At 41.7% G+C, this 19549-nt stretch carries 19 protein-coding genes, 2 tRNA genes and 1 pseudogene; 9 read left to right on the forward strand and 13 right to left on the reverse strand.

The window, feature by feature from the left end:
- Positions 1 to 34 precede the first annotated feature (34 nt).
- Positions 35 to 1084, reverse strand: coding sequence for a helix-turn-helix domain-containing protein (locus RM544_RS10405; RefSeq protein WP_311361721.1), 1050 nt, complete (start codon positions 1082 to 1084; stop codon positions 35 to 37).
- Between the two features lie 164 nt (positions 1085 to 1248).
- Here RM544_RS10405 and RM544_RS10410 point away from each other — a divergent pair, with 164 nt between their 5' ends.
- The 4 genes from RM544_RS10410 (at position 1249) to RM544_RS10425 (ending at position 4356) form a co-directional block, all read left to right on the forward strand.
- Entirely contained in the window at positions 1249 to 1743 is a 495-nt protein-coding gene (locus RM544_RS10410; protein WP_311361722.1) for a hypothetical protein, read from the forward strand.
- Between the two features lie 109 nt (positions 1744 to 1852).
- Positions 1853 to 2308: an RNA polymerase sigma factor gene (locus RM544_RS10415; RefSeq protein ID WP_311361723.1), complete on the forward strand. Its 456-nt coding sequence runs from the start codon at positions 1853 to 1855 to the stop codon at positions 2306 to 2308.
- 1 nt (position 2309) lies between these two features.
- Positions 2310 to 2906, forward strand: a complete 597-nt coding sequence (locus RM544_RS10420) for a hypothetical protein (RefSeq protein WP_311361724.1) — start codon at positions 2310 to 2312, stop codon at positions 2904 to 2906.
- Between the two features lie 127 nt (positions 2907 to 3033).
- Positions 3034 to 4356, forward strand: a complete 1323-nt coding sequence (locus RM544_RS10425; protein WP_311361725.1) for a serine hydrolase domain-containing protein — start codon at positions 3034 to 3036, stop codon at positions 4354 to 4356.
- A gap of 111 nt (positions 4357 to 4467) precedes the next feature.
- On the opposite strand, the pseudogene RM544_RS10430 reads toward RM544_RS10425, so the two are convergent.
- Together RM544_RS10430 and RM544_RS10435 are read right to left on the reverse strand one after the other, a co-directional pair.
- Positions 4468 to 4680, reverse strand: a pseudogene (locus RM544_RS10430) (endonuclease III); the annotation flags it as partial.
- 107 nt (positions 4681 to 4787) lie between these two features.
- Entirely contained in the window at positions 4788 to 5315 is a 528-nt protein-coding gene (locus RM544_RS10435; protein WP_311361749.1) for a LysE family translocator, read from the reverse strand.
- Between RM544_RS10435 and RM544_RS10440 the strand changes: the two genes are divergently transcribed.
- Positions 5284 to 5415 carry a hypothetical protein gene (locus RM544_RS10440; protein ID WP_311361751.1) on the forward strand — a complete coding sequence of 44 codons (132 nt, stop codon included), beginning with the start codon at positions 5284 to 5286 and terminating at the stop codon, positions 5413 to 5415. The two genes, RM544_RS10435 and RM544_RS10440, sit on opposite strands and share 32 nt — an antisense overlap.
- A 31-nt stretch (positions 5416 to 5446) precedes the next feature.
- Here RM544_RS10440 and RM544_RS10445 read toward each other — a convergent pair whose 3' ends face one another.
- Entirely contained in the window at positions 5447 to 6145 is a 699-nt protein-coding gene (locus RM544_RS10445; protein ID WP_311361726.1) for a CPBP family intramembrane glutamic endopeptidase, read from the reverse strand.
- 138 nt (positions 6146 to 6283) lie between these two features.
- Between RM544_RS10445 and RM544_RS10450 the strand changes: the two genes are divergently transcribed.
- On the forward strand, positions 6284 to 7216 hold the full coding sequence (locus tag RM544_RS10450) for a LysR family transcriptional regulator (RefSeq protein ID WP_311361727.1): 933 nt from the start codon (positions 6284 to 6286) through the stop codon (positions 7214 to 7216).
- A 48-nt stretch (positions 7217 to 7264) separates the two neighbouring features.
- Here RM544_RS10450 and nth read toward each other — a convergent pair whose 3' ends face one another.
- The 9 genes from nth to RM544_RS10495 all read right to left on the reverse strand — a co-directional run bounded on the left by nth (position 7265) and on the right by RM544_RS10495 (position 13850).
- Positions 7265 to 7897, reverse strand: coding sequence for an endonuclease III (gene nth, locus RM544_RS10455; RefSeq protein ID WP_311361728.1), 633 nt, complete (start codon positions 7895 to 7897; stop codon positions 7265 to 7267).
- On the reverse strand, positions 7894 to 8595 hold the full coding sequence (locus tag RM544_RS10460; RefSeq protein WP_311361729.1) for an electron transport complex subunit E: 702 nt from the start codon (positions 8593 to 8595) through the stop codon (positions 7894 to 7896). Before RM544_RS10460 ends, nth begins: the two co-directional genes overlap by 4 nt.
- Entirely contained in the window at positions 8588 to 9247 is a 660-nt protein-coding gene (rsxG, locus tag RM544_RS10465) for an electron transport complex subunit RsxG (RefSeq protein WP_311361730.1), read from the reverse strand. Before rsxG ends, RM544_RS10460 begins: the two co-directional genes overlap by 8 nt.
- Positions 9244 to 10317, reverse strand: coding sequence for an electron transport complex subunit RsxD (gene rsxD, locus RM544_RS10470; RefSeq protein ID WP_311361731.1), 1074 nt, complete (start codon positions 10315 to 10317; stop codon positions 9244 to 9246). Before rsxD ends, rsxG begins: the two co-directional genes overlap by 4 nt.
- The gene (rsxC, locus tag RM544_RS10475) at positions 10314 to 12290 is read right to left on the reverse strand and encodes an electron transport complex subunit RsxC (protein WP_311361732.1); all 1977 of its coding nucleotides are present in this window, start codon (positions 12288 to 12290) and stop codon (positions 10314 to 10316) included. Before rsxC ends, rsxD begins: the two co-directional genes overlap by 4 nt.
- A gap of 10 nt (positions 12291 to 12300) precedes the next feature.
- Positions 12301 to 12870, reverse strand: coding sequence for an electron transport complex subunit RsxB (rsxB, locus tag RM544_RS10480; protein ID WP_311361733.1), 570 nt, complete (start codon positions 12868 to 12870; stop codon positions 12301 to 12303).
- Positions 12870 to 13448 (reverse strand): electron transport complex subunit RsxA, encoded by a 579-nt coding sequence (rsxA, locus tag RM544_RS10485; protein WP_311361734.1) that lies wholly within the window; start codon positions 13446 to 13448, stop codon positions 12870 to 12872. The genes rsxB and rsxA overlap by 1 nt, the downstream gene beginning before the upstream one ends.
- Positions 13449 to 13667: 219 nt before the next feature.
- Positions 13668 to 13744: transfer RNA gene (locus tag RM544_RS10490), tRNA-Asn, on the reverse strand.
- A 29-nt stretch (positions 13745 to 13773) separates the two neighbouring features.
- Positions 13774 to 13850: transfer RNA gene (locus tag RM544_RS10495), tRNA-Asn, on the reverse strand.
- 938 nt (positions 13851 to 14788) lie between these two features.
- On the opposite strand from RM544_RS10495, the gene RM544_RS10500 reads away from it, so the two are divergent.
- From RM544_RS10500 to RM544_RS10510, 3 genes are all read left to right on the forward strand, one after another.
- Positions 14789 to 16144, forward strand: a complete 1356-nt coding sequence (locus RM544_RS10500; protein ID WP_311361750.1) for an MATE family efflux transporter — start codon at positions 14789 to 14791, stop codon at positions 16142 to 16144.
- Between the two features lie 2 nt (positions 16145 to 16146).
- Positions 16147 to 18162, forward strand: a complete 2016-nt coding sequence (gene uvrB / locus RM544_RS10505) for an excinuclease ABC subunit UvrB (protein ID WP_311361735.1) — start codon at positions 16147 to 16149, stop codon at positions 18160 to 18162.
- A 427-nt stretch (positions 18163 to 18589) separates the two neighbouring features.
- Positions 18590 to 19519: a LysR family transcriptional regulator gene (locus RM544_RS10510; RefSeq protein WP_311361736.1), complete on the forward strand. Its 930-nt coding sequence runs from the start codon at positions 18590 to 18592 to the stop codon at positions 19517 to 19519.
- Positions 19520 to 19549 lie beyond the last annotated feature (30 nt).

Consider the following 19549-nt stretch of genomic DNA (forward strand, 5'->3'; position numbering starts at 1 on the left):
CATTTTTAGATTGGGTTGTTTTTGATTGAACGAACTATTGTATTTCTAACTGTTGTTTTCGATATTGCCCAGGGGTACAACCAGAAAATTCCTTAAAGGCTCTGGTAAAAGGTGCTACGGAAGCAAACCCACTTTCAATACCAACAACAAGTACGGGCCAGTCACGTTTATCAGGCGCACTTAATATCGCTTTAGCGTATTCGACTCGCATATGATTAACGTAGTGATTAAAGTTTTTAGCGTTAAAATGGTTGAGCATAATGGCGCGGATACGATACTCGGGAACGTCTAGCTCTCGAGCAATATCGGCAACGCGCAAATTGGGTTCCAAAAAGCGTTTTTCTTCAACCAGCATTACATGGATTTGTTTAGCGAGTATGCTCTCTTCCTGAACGTTTGAATTCGTACTTTTTTCTTTTTGCTCAAACTGATGTTGGCGAAAAATAATTAATCCATGTGTACTGATCAGTATGACAAAAAATGCGAAAGCCGAAAGCCAGTCTCTCCCAGCGCCAGCTGCTAGAGTACTAGGAAGTGAAGCTCCAATTAACATCACACTGATAACGCAAAAAATGAATGACGATAGGTAAATAGCAGCCATTTTCCGCTGTATGGCAGTTGCGCCATGTAAAACCCTATAACCTTCCCAGAAAATAAGAATAAGCATGCCAGGATACAATATTGCGATTATTTCAGTTAAAACGTTTGAAAGCATAGGCAGCCAAATTGAATCGACTAACCCTATTTTTTGAGAAAAGAGGAATAGGTGGCGTAATATCAGGCATGCAGAAAGTAAGGCTACAAAGAGAAGGTGATGCTGATTAATAGGATTGTTTTTTCGAAAAAATGCACGCGCAAATAACCAATATCCACTAGAGATGCCAACCCCCAATAGTCCAATTAAATGGTGATAAGGATCCCAATAGTTACTGGCTAATTTATGTGCAATATACATGGAGCTAGAGGCACAAAAAATCGCAAATATAAAGTGCAAAAGGTGTCTTTCTTTAAGGCGAAAATGAAAGATGCCTAATGCAAAGCTTAGCAATACGATGAATAACTGAGCGACTTCTAGCAGTTCCAATTTATACACCTCTTGTGATTACCGCTATTTTACATTAACCGTGTTCTTTTTCGATGGTATTCACTTTTATTTTCACTTTCGTGTATCGATTTTCAAATTCGATTCTCCTAAAGCCATACAGCATGGGAGTATTGAGGCGAAATTTTAAAAATGAGGTTATGGCTATGAACAGTAAGTCGAACACAAATAATGACGGTGTCATTACAAATGGAAGTATGAATAACGAAGATAATTTAACGCAAAATGACGCGCCATTAGTACCACTTTGGCAAACTTGGGGACTTCGAATATTTTTTGCGGGACTAGTTTTTGTCATTGGTAAATGGCAGTTGATGTCTATTTTACAGGGTCCTTTTGAGTGGACAGCATGGCGAGGTGTGGGGCATTCGCTTTTATTCACACTTGCTTTATTGGCTATAGGCGGCATGTTTCGTCCGTTAGCATTTCTACCGATTATGCTATTTGAAATCGTTTGGAAAGTAGTTTGGCTGACTGCTGTCGCATTGCCACTATGGATGGCAGAAGAGCAAATTCCGGGGGTTGTAAGTGTAAAAGGATCGTTAATTGGGGTTGGTTTAATCATTATTTGCACTCCATGGAAGTACGTTTGGTGGAGATATTTTAAACAAGCTATTGAGCCATGGAGACGCAAAAAGTAAATTACAAAAAAATTTATTATGTTTGACACAATCGTGTTTTGTCACCGACTAATTAAATATCTAAACAATTGGCAATATGCAGATACAGATGCGTAAAGAATTCAAACAAATGATTATGAACAACCAAGGGCGCATACGGTACATCGCGTCCCGATATAGTCATGACGGTGAATTTGACGACATGTATCAGGAAATATTACTGCAGCTTTGGAGAAGTTTCGAGTCGTTTAGTGGCGAGTCGAAACAAGAAACTTGGGTTTTTAAAGTAGCACTGAATACGGCCTGTACATTTGTGCGGGCTGCTGTGAAGCAAAAAGAGATTAAACAATCTCCATTACACCAATCAATGGAAGAGCTTCAGCCTACGCAGGAAAACTGCCAAGCAGACATTCTTAACCACTTTATGGATAGGCTAGGTGACACAGATGCGAGCTTGTTGATGATGTACTTAGATGGACTATCTTCGGATGACAGCGCCAAAGTGCTTGGTATTAGTTCCAATGCCGTTAGGTCGCGTATTAAGCGCATCAAAGATGAATTTGAAACTAACTACATAGGAGATTGATGTGAAACTAGATGATTTAAAGCAAGACTGGCAACAAGCCATTGAAACCGAATCAACTCCTGATAATTTAACTGAGGTGATAGACATGATTGAGCAGCAAACCACTAAGATTGATAATGAGGTTAAACGTCGCGATTTTCTCGAAATTGGAATCGCAGTATCTCTTATCCCGGTTTGGATATGGGGTTTATTAAATTCGGCAAGCACGATGCAAAGCATTGGTTTAATCATTGCGATTGTCGCATGCATGTACATACCATATCGACTGATATCTGCGAAAAAAGTATACGCCAAGAAAAGTGGTAGCGTTAAGGACTTTTTAGTCCAAGAAAAACAAAAGATTCAGCAACAAAAACAGATGTTGGAGTCGGTTGTATGGTGGTACATAGCGCCGCTGACGATTGCAATTTTACTCATCACGCTAGGGGCAAAGGTAAACGAACAAGGCATTCCTCAAATACCGTCGGGTATGTACTGGTATTACGCTTGTGTTGGTTTGCTGGTTGTGGGTGTGTACCTTTTAAATAAACGCGCTGCCAAAAATAAATTTGCCCCATTGCTAAAGAACATTGAGCAACGATTGGCAGAAATGAGCTAACTAACCACAGACAGTCCATTCGTCACTAACCCCTCTTATTCACAAAAACTTTAAGGGCGTTTTGAACGACTTGTTGAGCAAGTGGCTTCGGGCAAATGCGCCCAAAATTTACTAAGGAATTTCGACCATGAACAACGAAAAAACAAACAACAAAAAAACAAACAGCAAACAACAAAGTAAGAAGAAAGCTTCTTCTTCAGCGGTGATTGTCGTCTTTATCACATTAATTATAGCGATAGCGTCTGGTAACTCAGAAGCTGCAATAGCTGGAGATGAACTAGAAAACGGGATAAGCGAGAACCTTTCACCTCCAATGGCAGCAGAAAATGAAGCAAACCTTAGGCACTGGAATATACCTGAAACTAAACAGGAGTTCTGGGATCTTGCCGAACTTAAAAACGCATATGTGAATGCCGCGCCCGCTTTTCTTGATGACGGAATTTCTGTTGGGAAACTCGATGACGAAGGTCGCAACAAAACAGTGATTTTAGACCTAGCAAGGGAAATCGCAAATAATGAGCATGCAGAAGTGGATAGTTTACTGATTGCACACAACGGAAAAATGGTATTTGAGTCATACTACGCAAGAGGCCGTATAAATTTATCTCATCCTCAATCTTCAGCGACTAAGGCCTATACCGCTTTGTTAGTGGGTCGTGCTATTAAATTGGGCTACCTATCGCTTGAGGACTTAGACAAACCCGTAGTGTCGCTTTTGAAAGGCGTAGACCGTTCCAAATTGGCAAAAGGTGCAGAGACTATAACGCTACATGATGCTTTAACAATGTCTTCTGGATTGGAAATTAGTAAAGAAAACGTGGCCGAATATCGAGGCAACCTCGACAAGTATTACGGAATAGCTCAAGTCCAAGCATACTTTGCAGATACCGCCCCAATAGTTGAGTCAGCAAAGACATTTAGTTACCAAAGTTTTAATCCTATTATCGTCATGAATGTGCTTAGCACCGTTGTACCTGGCTCGGTCGAGAGTTTTGCGAAAAATGAATTGTTCCATAAGATGAATATTACCAATTACGATTGGCGCACAAGGGAAGTTGGTATGCTAACGGCCGAGAGTGGGTCAAGCATCACTTCTCGTAATATGTTAAAAATTGGCACATTGATTATGAATAAGGGTAGGTGGGGAAATGAGCAATTAATTCCCAAATCGTATATTAAAAGAATGGTAGGAAAACACACCGCCTCGCTAACGGAAGAGCAGGTATTTTCGTCAGGCAATAAAATATTGAAGACGGCTTATGGGTATTTCTGGTGGCAAACAGATATAAAAGTGGGTGAGAAAGTATATTCTTCGAACTCAGCGCAAGGTGCGGGTGGTAACACAATTCTTGTTATTGAAGAACTAGGTGTCGTGGTGGTTGTCACGGGCCATGCCACGCAGTCTTATTTACAAATTATCACTGAAAAAGTCTTGCCGACATTTATTTAACACTATGCATTGTCGGTGGAGCGGACTGGCAAAGCTTAGCTTGTGACATTCTGCTTATCGCTTAAGACAGTTCTAGAACTATTCTGTCTTATCTTTAAACTCACACAAATCTTAAACAATACAAGAGCCACAGTGTGGCTTGCGGGCTATGCATGTATAACGACCGCGTAATATTAACCAATGATGCACATCGACTTTAAATTCAGCAGGAACGACTTTTAGCTGCTTTTCTTCAACCTTGTCGACGTTTTTACCCATCGCAAGCTTGGTACGATTGCTAACACGGTATATGTGCGTGTCCACTCCTATTGTTGGCCAGTTAAAAGGTAAGGAAGGTATCAGTAACATAATAACGCTATATTTACCAAGAACTCATGCAGTTTGATTCTGTTCTTTTAGATTACCACTTCCTATAATTTTTAATGAATTTACTACAAAGCTTTTATTACCGGAATGATAGATAAAATGAGTAGAAGCGCCATAAACATATTGAAGTTTTTCATGTAGCTAGGATTGATAAGATGCTGCTTTAAAAAAGCCCCCAAGAATATCCAAATGCCAACACATAAAGGCCCAACTATTAAGAAGGCAGAGGTAAGCAGAAGTATTTGACCAATATATGAATTCCCCGGTGTAGTAAATGTTGACACCGCACTCACGCATACAACCCAAGCTTTTGGATTTACCCATTGAAACAACACCCCTTTCAAAAAATTCAAAGGTTGATCAAACTTGGCCCCTTTTTTAAGCTCTCCACTGTATGCAATGACGTAGGCTAAATAAAGCAAGTAAACAACGCCGATAACCTTCATGTATATGTTTAGCTGAGGAAACAGTGTAAAGACTTGTCCAATCCCTATGCCCACGAAAAAGAGCATTAAGGAGAAACCTAAGCATACCCCCCAAAGCAATGGCATGCTTCTACGCATGCCAAAATTCAAACCGGATGACATGGCCATTATCGTGTTTGGCCCTGGTGTTACCGACGCTGATATTGAAAAAATGATCACAGAAAACAAGTACTCCATAAAAGCTCCTGTGCGACGAAATGTGACTTAAATTTTTTCGTTAACTTTGCAGTCGATAGATATTAGGTGATGTTTCCATCACTTAAAAAGTAAGCTGTCAGACTTAGGGAATTGATGATTCCATGAGCGATAATCAGAGGGAATAGTTTGCGACCATTAAATAGATATACAACCGCGAAGATAACAGCAACAACGCCCGTGCCAATAATTCCCGGAACGCCTTGCGATATATGCAGCATGCCAAATATAGCAGCATGCAAAACAACGGCAGCGATTACGCCTACTTTCCTTTGACCAAAGAGCGACATCAGGTTGTTTAATAAAAAGCCCCGCATTAATAGCTCTTCACCAACCGCTGCGCCAACCCATATTACTATCAATAAATAAGCCGCAAAATACAGTGGATTCCCCAACATGAACTCAAATTTATCAGTAGAACTTTCAGGGACTGTGACACCAAAAACAGTTGAAACAATAGGAACTATTGCTGCCATAAAAGCGATTACAACCACCACAACTAGCAAAGCAATTCCTATCGATTTTAACCCGTCTTTGGTACTACCAGGTAAACCGAGCCCTCTGTCTTTCCACGTAATATTTTGTTTCTTCATAAACATAGTAGCGACAACTATGCCACACCACATTGCGATTGAGCCTGCGCCGATAACGTTAAATCTATCGGCTATATCTTTAACTAATAGCATAGTGCCGAGTACACATATGATTTCGAAAATTATTCGCTGTTTTGAGGTTAAATTCACTAATACCACCATTTTAATTGTTTAAGGCTTTACTGTTTTTCTGAGTGTAACTTTCACGCAAATATAATGCTTTCACACCCATTTTTTAAATGATAATATTTCACTTATTTATTAGTAAATGAGATAATTAACCGTTATATGGCATTACATTCTGCGACTTTGACCTGTCTTCAAGTTTTCAACGCAATAGTTGAACAAGGTAGCTTTAGTAAAGCATCGGAGCGACTGAACTTAACCCAAAGTGCAGTTAGTCATAGACTGAAGCAGCTAGAAGAAATCACTGGTGTAGTACTGATTCATAGAACAACAAGATATATTAAAATTACAGATGCTGGCCAACGTTTGTACAACCAGTCGCGATTAAACTTAGCTGAACTAGAGCGCACATTGACCAGCTTGAGGAGTACTTCTGCTGCTCCATTAAGCTTGACGACTATATCTTCATTGGCAACCAAATGGTTACTCCCTAAACTCAGTGAATATAACCAAGAATATCCGAGTCAGCCTTTGTCAGTACTAACTGACGATAACATTATCGATTTGAAGTATGAGGGTATAGATGCAGCAATACGCCTTACCGATGTCAACGATCCTTCATTGCATATGTCTTTTATTAGTGATGAATGGGTTTTCCCCGTTGCAAGTGATGTTATCGCTAAAGATAGAGAGCTTATTGATTGTCCGAAGAAGTTATTCGACTTTCCCCGGCTAGTAGATGTCATTGCCGAAAGAGGCACTGACGAAAGCTCGTGGAAAGGTTGGCTACTAAGCCAAGGACTTAGTTTTCCAAATAGTCAAATGGAACAAAACTTTAATCGAACCGATATTGCACTTCAGGCGACTGCAGCTGGTCAAGGGGTGGCAATCGCCAGAGCGAGCTTAGTGGAAACCGATATGCTCGAAATGAAGCTATTCAAACAAGTTGGGCGTGCAGTAAAAATGAAATACTCATACTACTTTGTATGCCCTCATGAAAAAGCAGAGAACCCCGAAATCATCAATCTCAAAAACTGGATATCAAAAGAACTAAAGACATCTGTGAGCAGAGTTAAGCAGCAACTTATTTATTAAAAGCATTGCACGTAAAATAAAGTGTCTAATTAACTAAAGTGAATCTAGCTATTCAGTCTTATCCTTAAACTCACACAAGTCTTCAATAATACAAGAGCCACAGCGTGGCTTGCGGGCTATGCATGTATAACGACCATGTAATATCAACCAATGATGCACATCGACTTTAAATTCAGCAGGAACGACTTTTAGCAGCTTTTCTTCAACCTTGTCGACGTTTTTACCCATAGCAAGCTTGGTACGATTGCTAACACGGTATATATGCGTGTCTACCGCGATGGTAGGCCAGCCAAATGCGGTATTAAGTACCACATTCGCTGTTTTTCTACCTACACCCGGTAGTGCTTCAAGGTGCTCTCTACTCTCTGGAACCACTGAGCCGTGCTTTTCGATGAGTATTCTGCATGTTTCGATTACATTTTTCGCTTTGGCATTGAACAGGCCAATCGTTTTTATGTAGTGTGTTAATCCTTCTACACCTAAAGCGTAAATCGCTTCTGGCGTGTTCGCTATGGGGTAAAGTTTGTCTGTCGCTTTGTTCACACCAACATCAGTGGATTGAGCGCTTAGAATGACTGCTATTAATAATTCAAAAGGCGTTGAAAAGTTTAACTCTGTCGTTGGGTGAGGGTTGTTCGCTCTTAAGCGAGATAAAATTTCGTAGCGTTTTTCTTTATTCATATGTCTGTTCCGGTGACACGTGCACGGTGCACTACTTTTGCCTCTTGCTTACTGGCTTTTCTTAGTTCAATACGCTTGTCGATCATATTCTTTAAAGCAATGAGTAGACCCATACCAAGAAAAGCGCCAGGGGGTAAAATTGCCAATAAGAATGGACTGTTAGTTTCGAAAACAACAATGGTCAGGCTTTTTGCCCATTCACCTAAGAGTAAATCAGCACCTGCTAATAAAGTGCCGTAACCAAGTACTTCTCGAAGCCCGCCAAGCACCACAAGCACAAGAGTAAAGCCAATTCCCATCATCAGGCCATCAAACGCTGCAAAGTGCACAGGATTCTTCGATGCGTACGCCTCTGCGCGTCCGATAATGGCACAGTTGGTAACTATCAATGGAATAAAAATCCCCAAGGCCTGATATAGCTCAAAGGTAAAGGCATTCATAACCAGTTGAACAATAGTAACGAACGCCGCAATCACCATTACAAATATAGGAATTCGGATTTCATTTGGTACAAAATTTCGAACGATAGACACTACGACATTAGAGCCTAAAAGCACCAGAGTGGTCGCTAAACCTAGGCCAAGACCATTAATGACGGTTGCCGTAACAGCTAAGAGTGGACATAAACCTAAAAGTTGAACAAGCGCAGGGTTATTTTTCCATAAACCTTGGATACTCAGATTTTGATACTCATTCATCAATCAGCACCTCTGGTTCATTCGTCGCATTGCAGTTACTCGGCGTATTGAAAATAAGTGCTTGATTCTGATTGAAGTAGAGAAGTGCATTTTTAACCGCCTCAACTACCGCTCTGGGTGTAATCGTCGCGCCAGTAAACTGATCAAATTGACCACCGTCTTTCTTAACCTGCCAACGATTATCAGCTTCTCCATCAAAAGGAACATCATTGAAAGACAAGATCCAATCACTGACTCGAATGTCTATTTTATCACCTAGACCGGGTGTCTCTTCATGTTTAATAACTCTTGCACCTAGGGAGTCACCATTAATATCAGCGGCAACAACCAGTTTGATTTCTCCACTGTACCCATTCGGTGCAGTTGCTTCCAATACCGCTGCTACATTGTTAGATTCATTGCGGGCTCTGAATATACGCTTGCTTTCGCTGCTACCCAATAAAGAGTCTTTGATAACAATACAATCAAGATGCAGTTCATTTGTATGTTGTGATTCAGGGACGAGCTCATTTAATACGGATAGAAGTTGCTTCTCTTCAGCTGCTTTGATACGTGTTTCAGTGCCATTGAAGGTCAGAGCAATTAGGCCTGTGGTGACCAGCGCAAATGCCCCTAAAATCAACCCGTTTTTGCCCATATAATTCATGATCATGAGGCTTTACCTTGTTTCTTCTGATGCCCGTAAGTACGAGGTTGGGTGTAATAATCTATTAAAGGTACGGCCATATTCATAATAAGGACTGCAAAAGCAATTGCATCTGGGTAGCCGCCCCATTGTCGGATAATGATAATCCACACACCAATTGCCGCACCAAATATAAGCCGGCCTTTGTTGGTGGTAGACGCAGACACTGGATCGGTCGCAATGAAGAAGGCGCCTAAAATCAAACTACCGTTAAATAAATGAAAGAGTGGGGATGCATACTGGTCACCATCTAACAGATAGAAAAATAGACTGAATGCTAATGCGCCTAGAATCATGCTACCAGGAATATGCCAATTGATAACCTTAGTTTTTACCAGATAAAGGCCGCCAGCAAGATAGGCTAGTGCCATCCAAAACCATCCCTTGCCAAAGATGCCGTCAAAAATCACATTTTGTTGTGCTTCAGATACGGTATAACCTTGAACCAAGGCTGTTTTAACATGGTCAAGTGGGGTTGCCATTGTAATACCATCATACCCAACCTTTAATTGTTCGATACTGAATCCGGTGCTAGTGAATCCCGTGAAAACTGTATATATCGCGTCGAGCAAGTTGTGTGATTGTTCAGCGATAGACTGTGGCGGAATCCAAGAGGTCATCGCGACGGGGAAGGAAACTAACAACATCACATATCCTGCCATTGCAGGATTGAACATATTGAAACCTAAACCACCATAGAGTTGTTTCACGACCGCGATCGAGAAAAATGTGCCGATGACGATCACCCACCATGGAGCAAGGGGAGGAATGGAGATCGCCAACAAAACAGCAGTTAACACTGCGCTGTAATCTTTCAGAATACGCTCAGTTCGCTTTTTTCTTAACTCTAAAATAATGCCTTCCGTGATAAGTGCGGTAGCTATGCCCAAGCAAAGTTGCACTAAAACACCAAAGCCAAAGAACCATATATTGACTAAAATGCCTGGAATACACGCATAACAAACCATACGCATGACCTGACCGGTATCTCGGCGGATATGGTGATGAGGCGAACTTGAGATACTTAACTTACTCATGATTCTTTATTCTCTTTTTTTGCAGCTTCAGCTTTCTTTTTGGCTTTAGCTCTTGCAACAGCGGCGGCAACTTTTTTCTTTTTCTCGGCGGCAGCTGCTTTTTTCTTTGCATCTTCGCTGCTACTTGCGCTCGCTTGTTCCGTGGCTGTTGACTTTTCTGTAGGCTCTGCCTGTTCAACGCTCTTTGCGCTCTCACTCGGCGTATCGGCTTCTTTCGCTTGGGCTGCCTTCTTCGCTTTCGCTTTAGCGATAGTTGCTGCCACCTTTTTCTTTTTCTCAGCAGCAGCGGCTTTCTTCTGATCTTCAGCCTTGTCTGCAATAGCGCCTGCTGACTCAGCTTGTGCAGGCGAATCGGTCTTTTCTACTTGCTCATTTGTCGGTTCGGTAGCTTCTGTTCCAGATGCTTTTTTCGCAAGAGCTTCTTTCTTTGCTTTGGCTCTCGCCAAGGCCGCAGCTATTTTGTCTTTAGCTGCACCACCGTCGGACTTCATTGATGCTTTTCTTGCTTCGGCCGCCAAGCGGTGTTTTTCTTCCCGCTCTTCTTTTTCACGTTGTAATCTTGCCTTGCGAGCTTCAAAGCGGATCTTCGCGCGATCAGATTTTGCTTTTTCTTCTTTTTGATTTCGGATATCAGCTTTGGTTTGGCGATAATAATGCACTAAAGGGATTTCGCTAGGGCAAACGTAAGCGCAGGCGCCACACTCAATACAGTCGAAGAGATTATATTCTTCAGCTTTGTCCAACTCTTTTGCTTTGCTATACCAAAATAGTTGTTGAGGAAGCAGTGAGGCAGGGCAAGCATCAGCGCAGGCAGAACAGCGAATACAAGCTCTCTCGTCGTCAATGTGCGGTAACTCATTGTCGCTCGGAACCAGTATGCAATTTGTTATTTTAACAACAGGCGTTTGCAAAGACGTAATGGCGAAGCCCATCATTGGGCCGCCCATGATGAATCTGGCTTCTTTTTGTTTACTTGCATCATAAGCTGCGGAATCAATGAGGTGGGAAACGGGGGTCCCCAGTCTAGCCCATACATTTTTAGCATTTGAGAGGCCTTGACCTGTCAGCGTGACGACTCTCTCTATCAGTGGCTTGCCCTCAACGATGGCATCGGCTATTGCATAACAAGTGCCCACGTTATACATGATGCAACCTACGTCTACTGGAAGGCCGTGCGCAGGTACTTCTCGAGACGTCAGCACTTGAATGAGCTGTTTTTCGCCGCCAGCCGGGTATTTGGTTGGCACGCTAATTAGGTGATAATTTTCTTTTTGCTGGCAAGCAATCGATAAAGTTTCAAACGCTTCTGGTTTATTGTCTTCGACGGCCACAATAACTTGTTTGGGTGACAGTATGTGAACCAAAATATCAATACCTTGACGAATTTGCCAAGCATGCTCTCGCATCAAGCGGTCATCTGATGTGATATAGGGCTCACATTCAATTCCGTTAATAATAAGAAACTCGATCGGTTTGACGTTACTTGACTTGATGTGTGTTGGAAATCCCGCGCCACCCATGCCGCTAATACCGGCGTCACAGATTGCTTGAATGACATCTGTTTTTGAGGCCTTAGTATAATCTACAATCGGCTTTAAGTCGCACCAAGTGTCTTTTCCGTCGGCTTCGATGCATACCGTTAACTCTGGAATGCCAGAGGGATGCGCTGAGACATGCTCTTTGATGCTTTTCACTGTACCTGAACTCGGCGCATGAACCGGCACCGACATCGCTTGCTCACGACTGGTTAAGGCTTGGCCTTTCAAGACCTTGTCGCCCTCATTGACTAATAGGTCACCATGGATCCCGATGTGCTGTTTTACTGGGACATAAAATAACTCAGGTAATGCTAGGGCTTCAATGTTGGATTGATTCGACAGCTCTTTTTCTTGTGCAGGGTGCACACCTCCAGGAAAATCCCAAAGTTGTTTCAAGCTTAATCGCTCTATAATTTTGTCGTAATCTGCAAACACCCAATAACCTCTAAGATACTTGTTTAATAGGAATATCGCCAACGGACACTTTCTTGAAGTTCCACTCCCAATGCGCAGCATCGACTTTTACAGGTAACATGTCGATGCAATCTACAGGGCAGGGGTCGACGCATAAATCACAACCGGTACATTCATCAACAATGATTGTGTGCATCTGTTTGGCGGCTCCTAAGATTGCGTCTACTGGACACGCTTGGATACATTTCGTACAGCCAATGCATTCATCTTCCCTAATGAAGGCAACTTTCTTTACATCTTCTACGCCATGCGCAGCATCAAGTGGAATAGCTTCAACACCCATAAGATCTGCGAGTTCTTTTATCGTTGCTTCGCCACCAGGAGGACATTTGTTTATGACATCGCCATTAGCAATAGCTTCAGCATACGGTTTGCATCCTGGATAGCCACACTGTCCGCACTGCGTCTGTGGCAGTATGGCGTCAATCTGTTCAACGAGAGGATCGCTTTCGACTTTGAACTTAATTGCGGCAAACCCTAATAAAGCGCCGAAAACCAGCGCTAAGAGAGCGACCATAAATAATGAAAACACCGTCAACATTACTTAATTAATCCTGTAAAACCCATGAATGCAAGCGACATGAGGCCTGCTGTAATCATGGCAATAGAAGCCCCTTTGAATGGGGTAGGAACGTCAGCCGCTGCCAAACGCTCACGCATAGCGGCAAATAACACCAAGGCCAGCGAGAACCCTAGAGCAGCACCGAAGCCGTAGATAATGGATTCGATGAAGTTGTGTTGTTCTGTAATATTTAAGAGTGCAACACCCAAAACAGCACAGTTAGTTGTTATTAAGGGTAAAAATATTCCCAAAAGGCGATATAGGGTTGGACTCGTTTTATGTACAACCATTTCAGTAAATTGCACTACAACAGCGATAACCAAGATAAAACTTAAGGTTCGCAGGTACTCAATACCCAAAGGTGTGAGGATGTAAGTTTCGACCAAATAGCTCGACATCGACGCAATTGTTAATACAAAGGTCGTCGCCATTGACATACCAATCGCGGTCTCTAATTTGCCCGACACACCCATAAACGGGCACAGGCCTAAAAATTGAACAAGAACAAAGTTATTTACTAACACTGTTCCTATGAGTAGCAGAATGATTTCTGTCATTTATACTGAATTCAACGTTTTAACTAAAAGATAGAGAGATAAATCTAGGTAAACAGACCTAGGTCGTATAAACCTTATTAAAGTATAGTTTTGCTGTGTTTTTACTGCTAAAAACTACATTTAGATTTGTTTGGGTGATTATCGCTTTTTCTAAGCAAATTAACAACTTGATTTGTTTTGAAGGTGTGCAGAATTTTGTACTGAAATTGCAGTGTGAAGTGGCTCCCCCTCCCCGACTCGAACGGGGGACCTGCGGATTAACAGTCCGTCGCTCTAACCAACTGAGCTAAGGGGGAACAGGTCTTACTATGACTATCATTAAAAGTGGCTCCCCCTCCCCGACTCGAACGGGGGACCTGCGGATTAACAGTCCGTCGCTCTAACCAACTGAGCTAAGGGGGACCTGCTTTTAACGGATGCGCATATTAATGAGCGAAGGCTTTCCTGTCAACAATGATCTGAGGTTTTTTCAGTTTAATTTTCGATTGTTTATAAAGTAAACAAGCTAATTCTCTTATCCGTTTTGTACTTTTGATGCTTTGCAGAAAGTAGTTTTCTATTTAAAACACGCTAACTGGCTGATAAGGATAGTATTTAAATATCGAGTAGATCGTCGTATTGAGTAGGTAAAAGTGCATAAGACTTAAAATACCAATATTTTAATATATTTAGATGAATAAGTTATTAAAATTACTTTGACCACTGTTATTATAACCAGTGTTTCATAAAAGTGTAACCTAACTGTTTTGTCCCTAAGGTTAGTAGTGACTTACATAAAAATTTGGCAAATGCTCGACACTGAGCGTCATTATTAGGGCGCAATCACTTATCCACTAGATCTGTGGATAAGTATGTGAATGAAATTGGTAAAAAATGAGTTACAAACATCTTATCGTTGTCAACAAAAATAACTAAGATTCTAAAAAAATAAAATTTATCAATTAAAACAGGTGTTTATGTTTTTTTTATTATTTTGCGTAATTCTTACGTTGACATAGGTGTCGGAGTTTGAAACCTGTGTATTAATTCAAATGATGACAAAGCGAATGACAATTGTGACATTTTCTTGACGTTTTTTTGAACCGTTTTCAATAGCTTGTCAATAAATAGGGCTATAAGCTCGGGTATGAAAAAATGTGGTTAAAAAGTCGGCATGACAGAAGTCATGAAATAAAATTGAAAATATAAATCTAAATACTCATAAAAAACATACAATGAAGGCGTCCATACAGTTTGTGTTGAAAAATTATCGCAATATTATTTTTCTGAGAGAAAGCAAAGCTGATAGCCCCAATTAGTAAAAAAGAGAGCTTGTGACTAAAACGATAAAACACAACGATATGCTGTCCGGAGATATCAAAACAACTTTGAGGCGAATGACCGTTCCCATGATATTTGGGATGGTTATGTTAATGACCTTTAGCATAGTTGATACTTTTTTCGTCAGTATGCTAGGTACCGAACAGCTCGCCGCGATCAGTTTTACTTTTCCAGTTACATTCACTGTTATTAGTCTGAACATCGGTTTGGGCATTGGTACGTCTGCCATAATTGCAAAGTATATTGGAGGCGGTGACACGGCCAACGCAAAGTCTATTGCTACGGGGGCTTTAATGTTGGCGGCCTTATTGGTTGGGGTTCTATCCACCATAGGTTTCTTTTCTATAGAGGCAACTTTTTCCCTGATGGGTGCCAGCGATGAGCTGATGCCTTATATCAGTGCCTATATGGCTCCTTGGTATCTTGCTGGTGTGTTTCTGGCTATACCAATGGTTGGCAATGCGGTTCTTAGGGCGTTTGGTGACACTAAAACCCCGAGTATTATCATGGCAGCCGGTGGTGGTATTAATGCATTGTTGGATCCCATCCTCATTTTTGGTTGGGGGCCGATTCCGGCTATGGGTATCCAGGGAGCTGCGATTGCTACCGCGATTGCTTGGGCAGTGAGTGTGTTTTGGATTATCCATCTGCTAGCGGTAAAAAGGCAGCTCATTGAAACCCGGCTCTTATCATTTGCTGAATTTATTGTTGCTGCTCGGGGTGTATTGAAAATTGGTCTCCCGGCGGCAGGAGCAAATATGTTAACCCCAATTGCTGGTGGCGTAATGACGGCTGTTGTCGCCACGTATGGCGCCGAGGCTGTGGCAGCTTGGGGTGTCGGAAACCGTTTAGAATCTATAGCGAGTATTATCGTGCTCGCGCTATCTATGTCATTGCCACCATTTATTAGTCAGAATTATGGGGCAAATCAGTTCTCGCGGATAAAACAAGCGTTTGATATGTGCGCAAAGTTTGTTGTTGCGTGGCAATTGTTTGTGTTCATCGTGTTGGCTCTATGTGCACCTTGGATTGCTGCCGTATTCGCTGAAGAAGCCAGTGTGGCAAGAGACATTCGCTTATTTTTATTGATAGTACCTCTTGGATATGGCTTACAAGGTATCATTATTCTTGCCAACTCCTCTTTCAACGCAATGCATTTACCCATGTCTGCGTTGATACTCAGTATTCTCAGACTATTCGTGTGTTATGTACCTATTGCATGGCTAGGAAGCTACCTATATGGCTTGGAAGGGTTGTTTTGGGGGTGCGTCGTCGCGAATTTATTTACTGCCTGTATTTCTTATTTTTGGTTTAAGCAAAATATCAAAAAAGAAATTGAGCAAAGTCCTGTTTTACCAATTGTAGAAAGTGATTGATCATGTCGAAAGGTTTTAATTTAGTTTCAAAATACAAGCCCGCAGGGGATCAACCAAAAGCGATAGAAGGCTTGGTGGATGGTCTCGAATCAGGTTTGGCAAAACAAGTTCTGCTTGGCGTTACAGGTAGTGGTAAGACTTTTACTATGGCGAACGTGATATCAGAAGTTCAACGTCCAACCCTCATTATGGCGCATAACAAAACGCTAGCGGCACAGCTATACGGGGAAATGAAGGAATTCTTTCCGGATAACGCCGTTGAATATTTTGTTTCATACTACGATTACTATCAACCTGAAGCATACGTGCCAAGCACAGATACTTTCATTGAAAAAGATGCGTCGATTAACGACCATATCGAGCAGATGCGTTTGTCTGCAACGAAAGCCCTTATGGAAAGACGCGATGTTGTGATTATTGCGTCAGTCTCAGCAATTTATGGTTTGGGTGACCCTAAGAGTTATATGAAAATGTTGTTGCATTTGCGCCAAGGCGACACGATGGATCAACGTGACATCTTAAGGCGACTTGCAGAGCTCCAATATAAGCGTAACGATATTTCCTTCGAGCGAGGTACTTTCCGAGTGCGCGGCGATGTTATTGACATTTTTCCAGCGGATTCTGAGAAACAAGCAGTGCGCATTGAACTATTCGATGAGGAAATTGAAAGTTTAAGCCTATTCGATCCACTTACTGGTGCGGTAGATAAAAAAGTAGTCAGGACCACCGTTTTCCCCAAAACGCATTACGTTACTCCAAGAGAAAAAATCGTTGCTGCAATTGATCGGATTAAAGATGAGTTAAAAGAACGAAAAGAGAATTTAAAAGCCAATCATAAGCTGATTGAAGAGCAACGCATTAGTCAGCGTACTCAGTTCGATATCGAAATGATGTTAGAGCTTGGTTATTGTTCAGGTATAGAAAACTATAGTCGATATTTATCTGGTCGTGCGCCAGGAGAGCCACCACCAACCTTACTCGACTATTTTCCAGCAGACGGTCTTATATTTATCGATGAGTCTCACGTTACCGTTTCTCAAATTGGTGCGATGTATAAAGGAGACCGTTCGCGCAAGGAAACACTGGTGGAGTTCGGTTTCAGATTACCATCGGCTTTGGATAATAGACCTTTGAAGTTTGAGGAATTTGAACATATTTCTCCGCAAACCATTTATGTGTCGGCAACGCCAGGTAATTATGAATTAGAGAAGTGTGACGGTGACATCATAGAGCAAGTGGTAAGACCGACAGGCTTAATAGACCCAGAAATCGAAGTGAGACCTGTGGCTACTCAAGTAGACGATGTTCTGTCTGAAATTCACCTTCGGGTTGCCTTGAATGAGAGAGTGCTGATTACTACGCTGACGAAAAGGATGGCGGAAGACTTGAGTGAGTATTTGAATGAACATGGCGTAAAAGTCCGTTATTTACATTCTGATATTGATACAGTGGAACGGATAGAGATTATTCGAGACTTACGCATTGGTAAATTTGATGTTTTGGTTGGTATCAACTTGCTGCGGGAAGGTCTTGATATGCCCGAAGTTTCCTTAGTCGCTATCTTAGATGCAGACAAGGAAGGTTTCCTTCGAGCGGAAAAGTCGCTCATCCAGACAATTGGCCGTGCTGCCCGACATTTAAACGGGAAGGCAATTCTGTATGCCGACCGAATTACGGGTTCAATGAAAAAGGCAATGGATGAAACCGATCGTCGGCGAAGTAAACAAGTTGCTCATAATGAAGCGAACAACATTACGCCACAGCAGTTGAACAAACCGATTACAGACATTATGGATTTGGGAGACACGAATCATCCGGCTTCTGGAAAAGTGAGGTTGCGCAAAGTTGCAGAGAAGGAGAAAACCTATAAAGCAATGACGGCGGGCCAACTAATGGAGAAAGTCAGTGCGCTTGAAAAGGAAATGTTTGAGTATGCGCGGGACTTGGAGTTTGAAAAAGCAGCGAGTCTACGAGATGAAGTTGAAACACTTCGAGCTGAAATATTAAAGCTCTCTTAGATGCGATTCGACATTCCCACTAAATATAGGAAATACTGCATCATTCATATTATTTATTAAGGGTTTAGGCGCTTTTCATTGTATGAATTTTGCTGTATTGTATCCAATTAGATACGCTTTTATATCATTTCTCGCCACAAGAAGACTTTGAGGTGAGGGACTTAAATGCGGTCAACTGCAGGTGCTTACAGCGCTAGCACGGAAGTTGGCAACATTCTTATATGTTGCGGTTTACGGATGAACACAGATAAACATGTAGTCACGCTCATCACTTGGTTTCATCTTGTTTATGCGTCTTTAAATGGACTAATATTATTCATAAGCGTTCTAGTTATGCGAATTTATAACAAATACGTTGTAATGACTCACGTCTTTGAATAGTATGTCGATAAGTTGTATGGGCAAGTATACCTAATGCGGTGGATATATGTTAAATCGTTTACAAGAATCTGATATCAAACTCCTACGAGTCTTTTACGCTGTTGCTTCCTGCAATGGTTTTACTGCAGCTGAGCCAGTGCTTAGAATGCAGCGTCCAAATATTAGTGCTGCAATCAAAAAATTAGAAGAACGGTTAGATTTGGTGCTTTGTCACCGAGGTCGAGGCGGTTTTCAAATGACGAAAGAAGGCGAGGTCGTATTTCAGGAAACAAAACGTATATTTAACGCGTTTGATAACTTTGTGTTCAATCTAAAAAGTTTACACGATGATTATAGTGGTCACATTACGCTTGTCTTGATGGCTGGCTTAGCGACGTCGATGCAGTTGGCAGTCAGTAAAGCTGTTAAGAGCACGATGAAGAAATTCGATGATATTCACGTCAATATACAAACGCGACTGTATAACGAAGTAGAGCACGTTGCTCTGTCTGGCGAATGTCATTTGGTCTTATCTACCTATGACATGGTGAAGCCTGAATCAGTGACGTTCCATCCAACAGGTGTTCACTGTAAAGGACGCTTATACTGCGCGCCAACACATCCACTTGCCAAATACAGAGAAGCTGATGCGCTTCCAGATAATATGCGAATCGAAGACTTTCCTGCTATCGGTATGTCAGGTTTGTCGTCAGTCAATTACATCAACGGTGAAAATCGTTTAGCAATCCAGACTTTCTCTGACTCTTACGACGTTTGTATGGCAGCGGTAATGACTGGCGAGTATGTAGGTTTGCTTCCGGATTACATCGCGAAAGAGCAGGGCGCAGCAACGGGGTTAGTCCCGATCTGTAAAGGTAGCTTATTCGAATTCAGCCATGAGTTGTTTGTAATGAATGGTAAAAATACTCGATTGAATCCTGTATTGCGCCACTGTATCAAAGAATTAGAATACTTTATTTCCGAAAGTCAGAAGTAAAGTAGATAGTACGTTAAAAAGCCAGCTTTT

The organism is Brumicola blandensis, from assembly GCF_031846165.1.
GTDB lineage: Bacteria > Pseudomonadota > Gammaproteobacteria > Enterobacterales > Alteromonadaceae > Glaciecola > Glaciecola blandensis.

Excerpts from the sequence above, each read along its gene's own strand:
- RM544_RS10410 (WP_311361722.1), top strand. The coding sequence starts at position 1,249 with ATGAACAGTAAGTCGAACACAAATAATGACGGTGTCATTACAAATGGA.
- RM544_RS10415 (WP_311361723.1), top strand. The coding sequence starts at position 1,853 with ATGATTATGAACAACCAAGGGCGCATACGGTACATCGCGTCCCGATAT.
- RM544_RS10425 (WP_311361725.1), top strand. The coding sequence starts at position 3,034 with ATGAACAACGAAAAAACAAACAACAAAAAAACAAACAGCAAACAACAA.
- RM544_RS10440 (WP_311361751.1), top strand. The coding sequence starts at position 5,284 with ATGCCAAAATTCAAACCGGATGACATGGCCATTATCGTGTTTGGCCCT.
- RM544_RS10435 (WP_311361749.1), bottom strand. The coding sequence starts at position 5,315 with ATGGCCATGTCATCCGGTTTGAATTTTGGCATGCGTAGAAGCATGCCA.
- RM544_RS10450 (WP_311361727.1), top strand. The coding sequence starts at position 6,284 with ATGGCATTACATTCTGCGACTTTGACCTGTCTTCAAGTTTTCAACGCA.
- nth (WP_311361728.1), bottom strand. The coding sequence starts at position 7,897 with ATGAATAAAGAAAAACGCTACGAAATTTTATCTCGCTTAAGAGCGAAC.
- RM544_RS10460 (WP_311361729.1), bottom strand. The coding sequence starts at position 8,595 with ATGAATGAGTATCAAAATCTGAGTATCCAAGGTTTATGGAAAAATAAC.
- rsxG (WP_311361730.1), bottom strand. The coding sequence starts at position 9,247 with ATGATCATGAATTATATGGGCAAAAACGGGTTGATTTTAGGGGCATTT.
- rsxD (WP_311361731.1), bottom strand. The coding sequence starts at position 10,317 with ATGAGTAAGTTAAGTATCTCAAGTTCGCCTCATCACCATATCCGCCGA.
- rsxB (WP_311361733.1), bottom strand. The coding sequence starts at position 12,870 with ATGTTGACGGTGTTTTCATTATTTATGGTCGCTCTCTTAGCGCTGGTT.
- rsxA (WP_311361734.1), bottom strand. The coding sequence starts at position 13,448 with ATGACAGAAATCATTCTGCTACTCATAGGAACAGTGTTAGTAAATAAC.
- RM544_RS10500 (WP_311361750.1), top strand. The coding sequence starts at position 14,789 with ATGCTGTCCGGAGATATCAAAACAACTTTGAGGCGAATGACCGTTCCC.
- uvrB (WP_311361735.1), top strand. The coding sequence starts at position 16,147 with ATGTCGAAAGGTTTTAATTTAGTTTCAAAATACAAGCCCGCAGGGGAT.
- RM544_RS10510 (WP_311361736.1), top strand. The coding sequence starts at position 18,590 with ATGTTAAATCGTTTACAAGAATCTGATATCAAACTCCTACGAGTCTTT.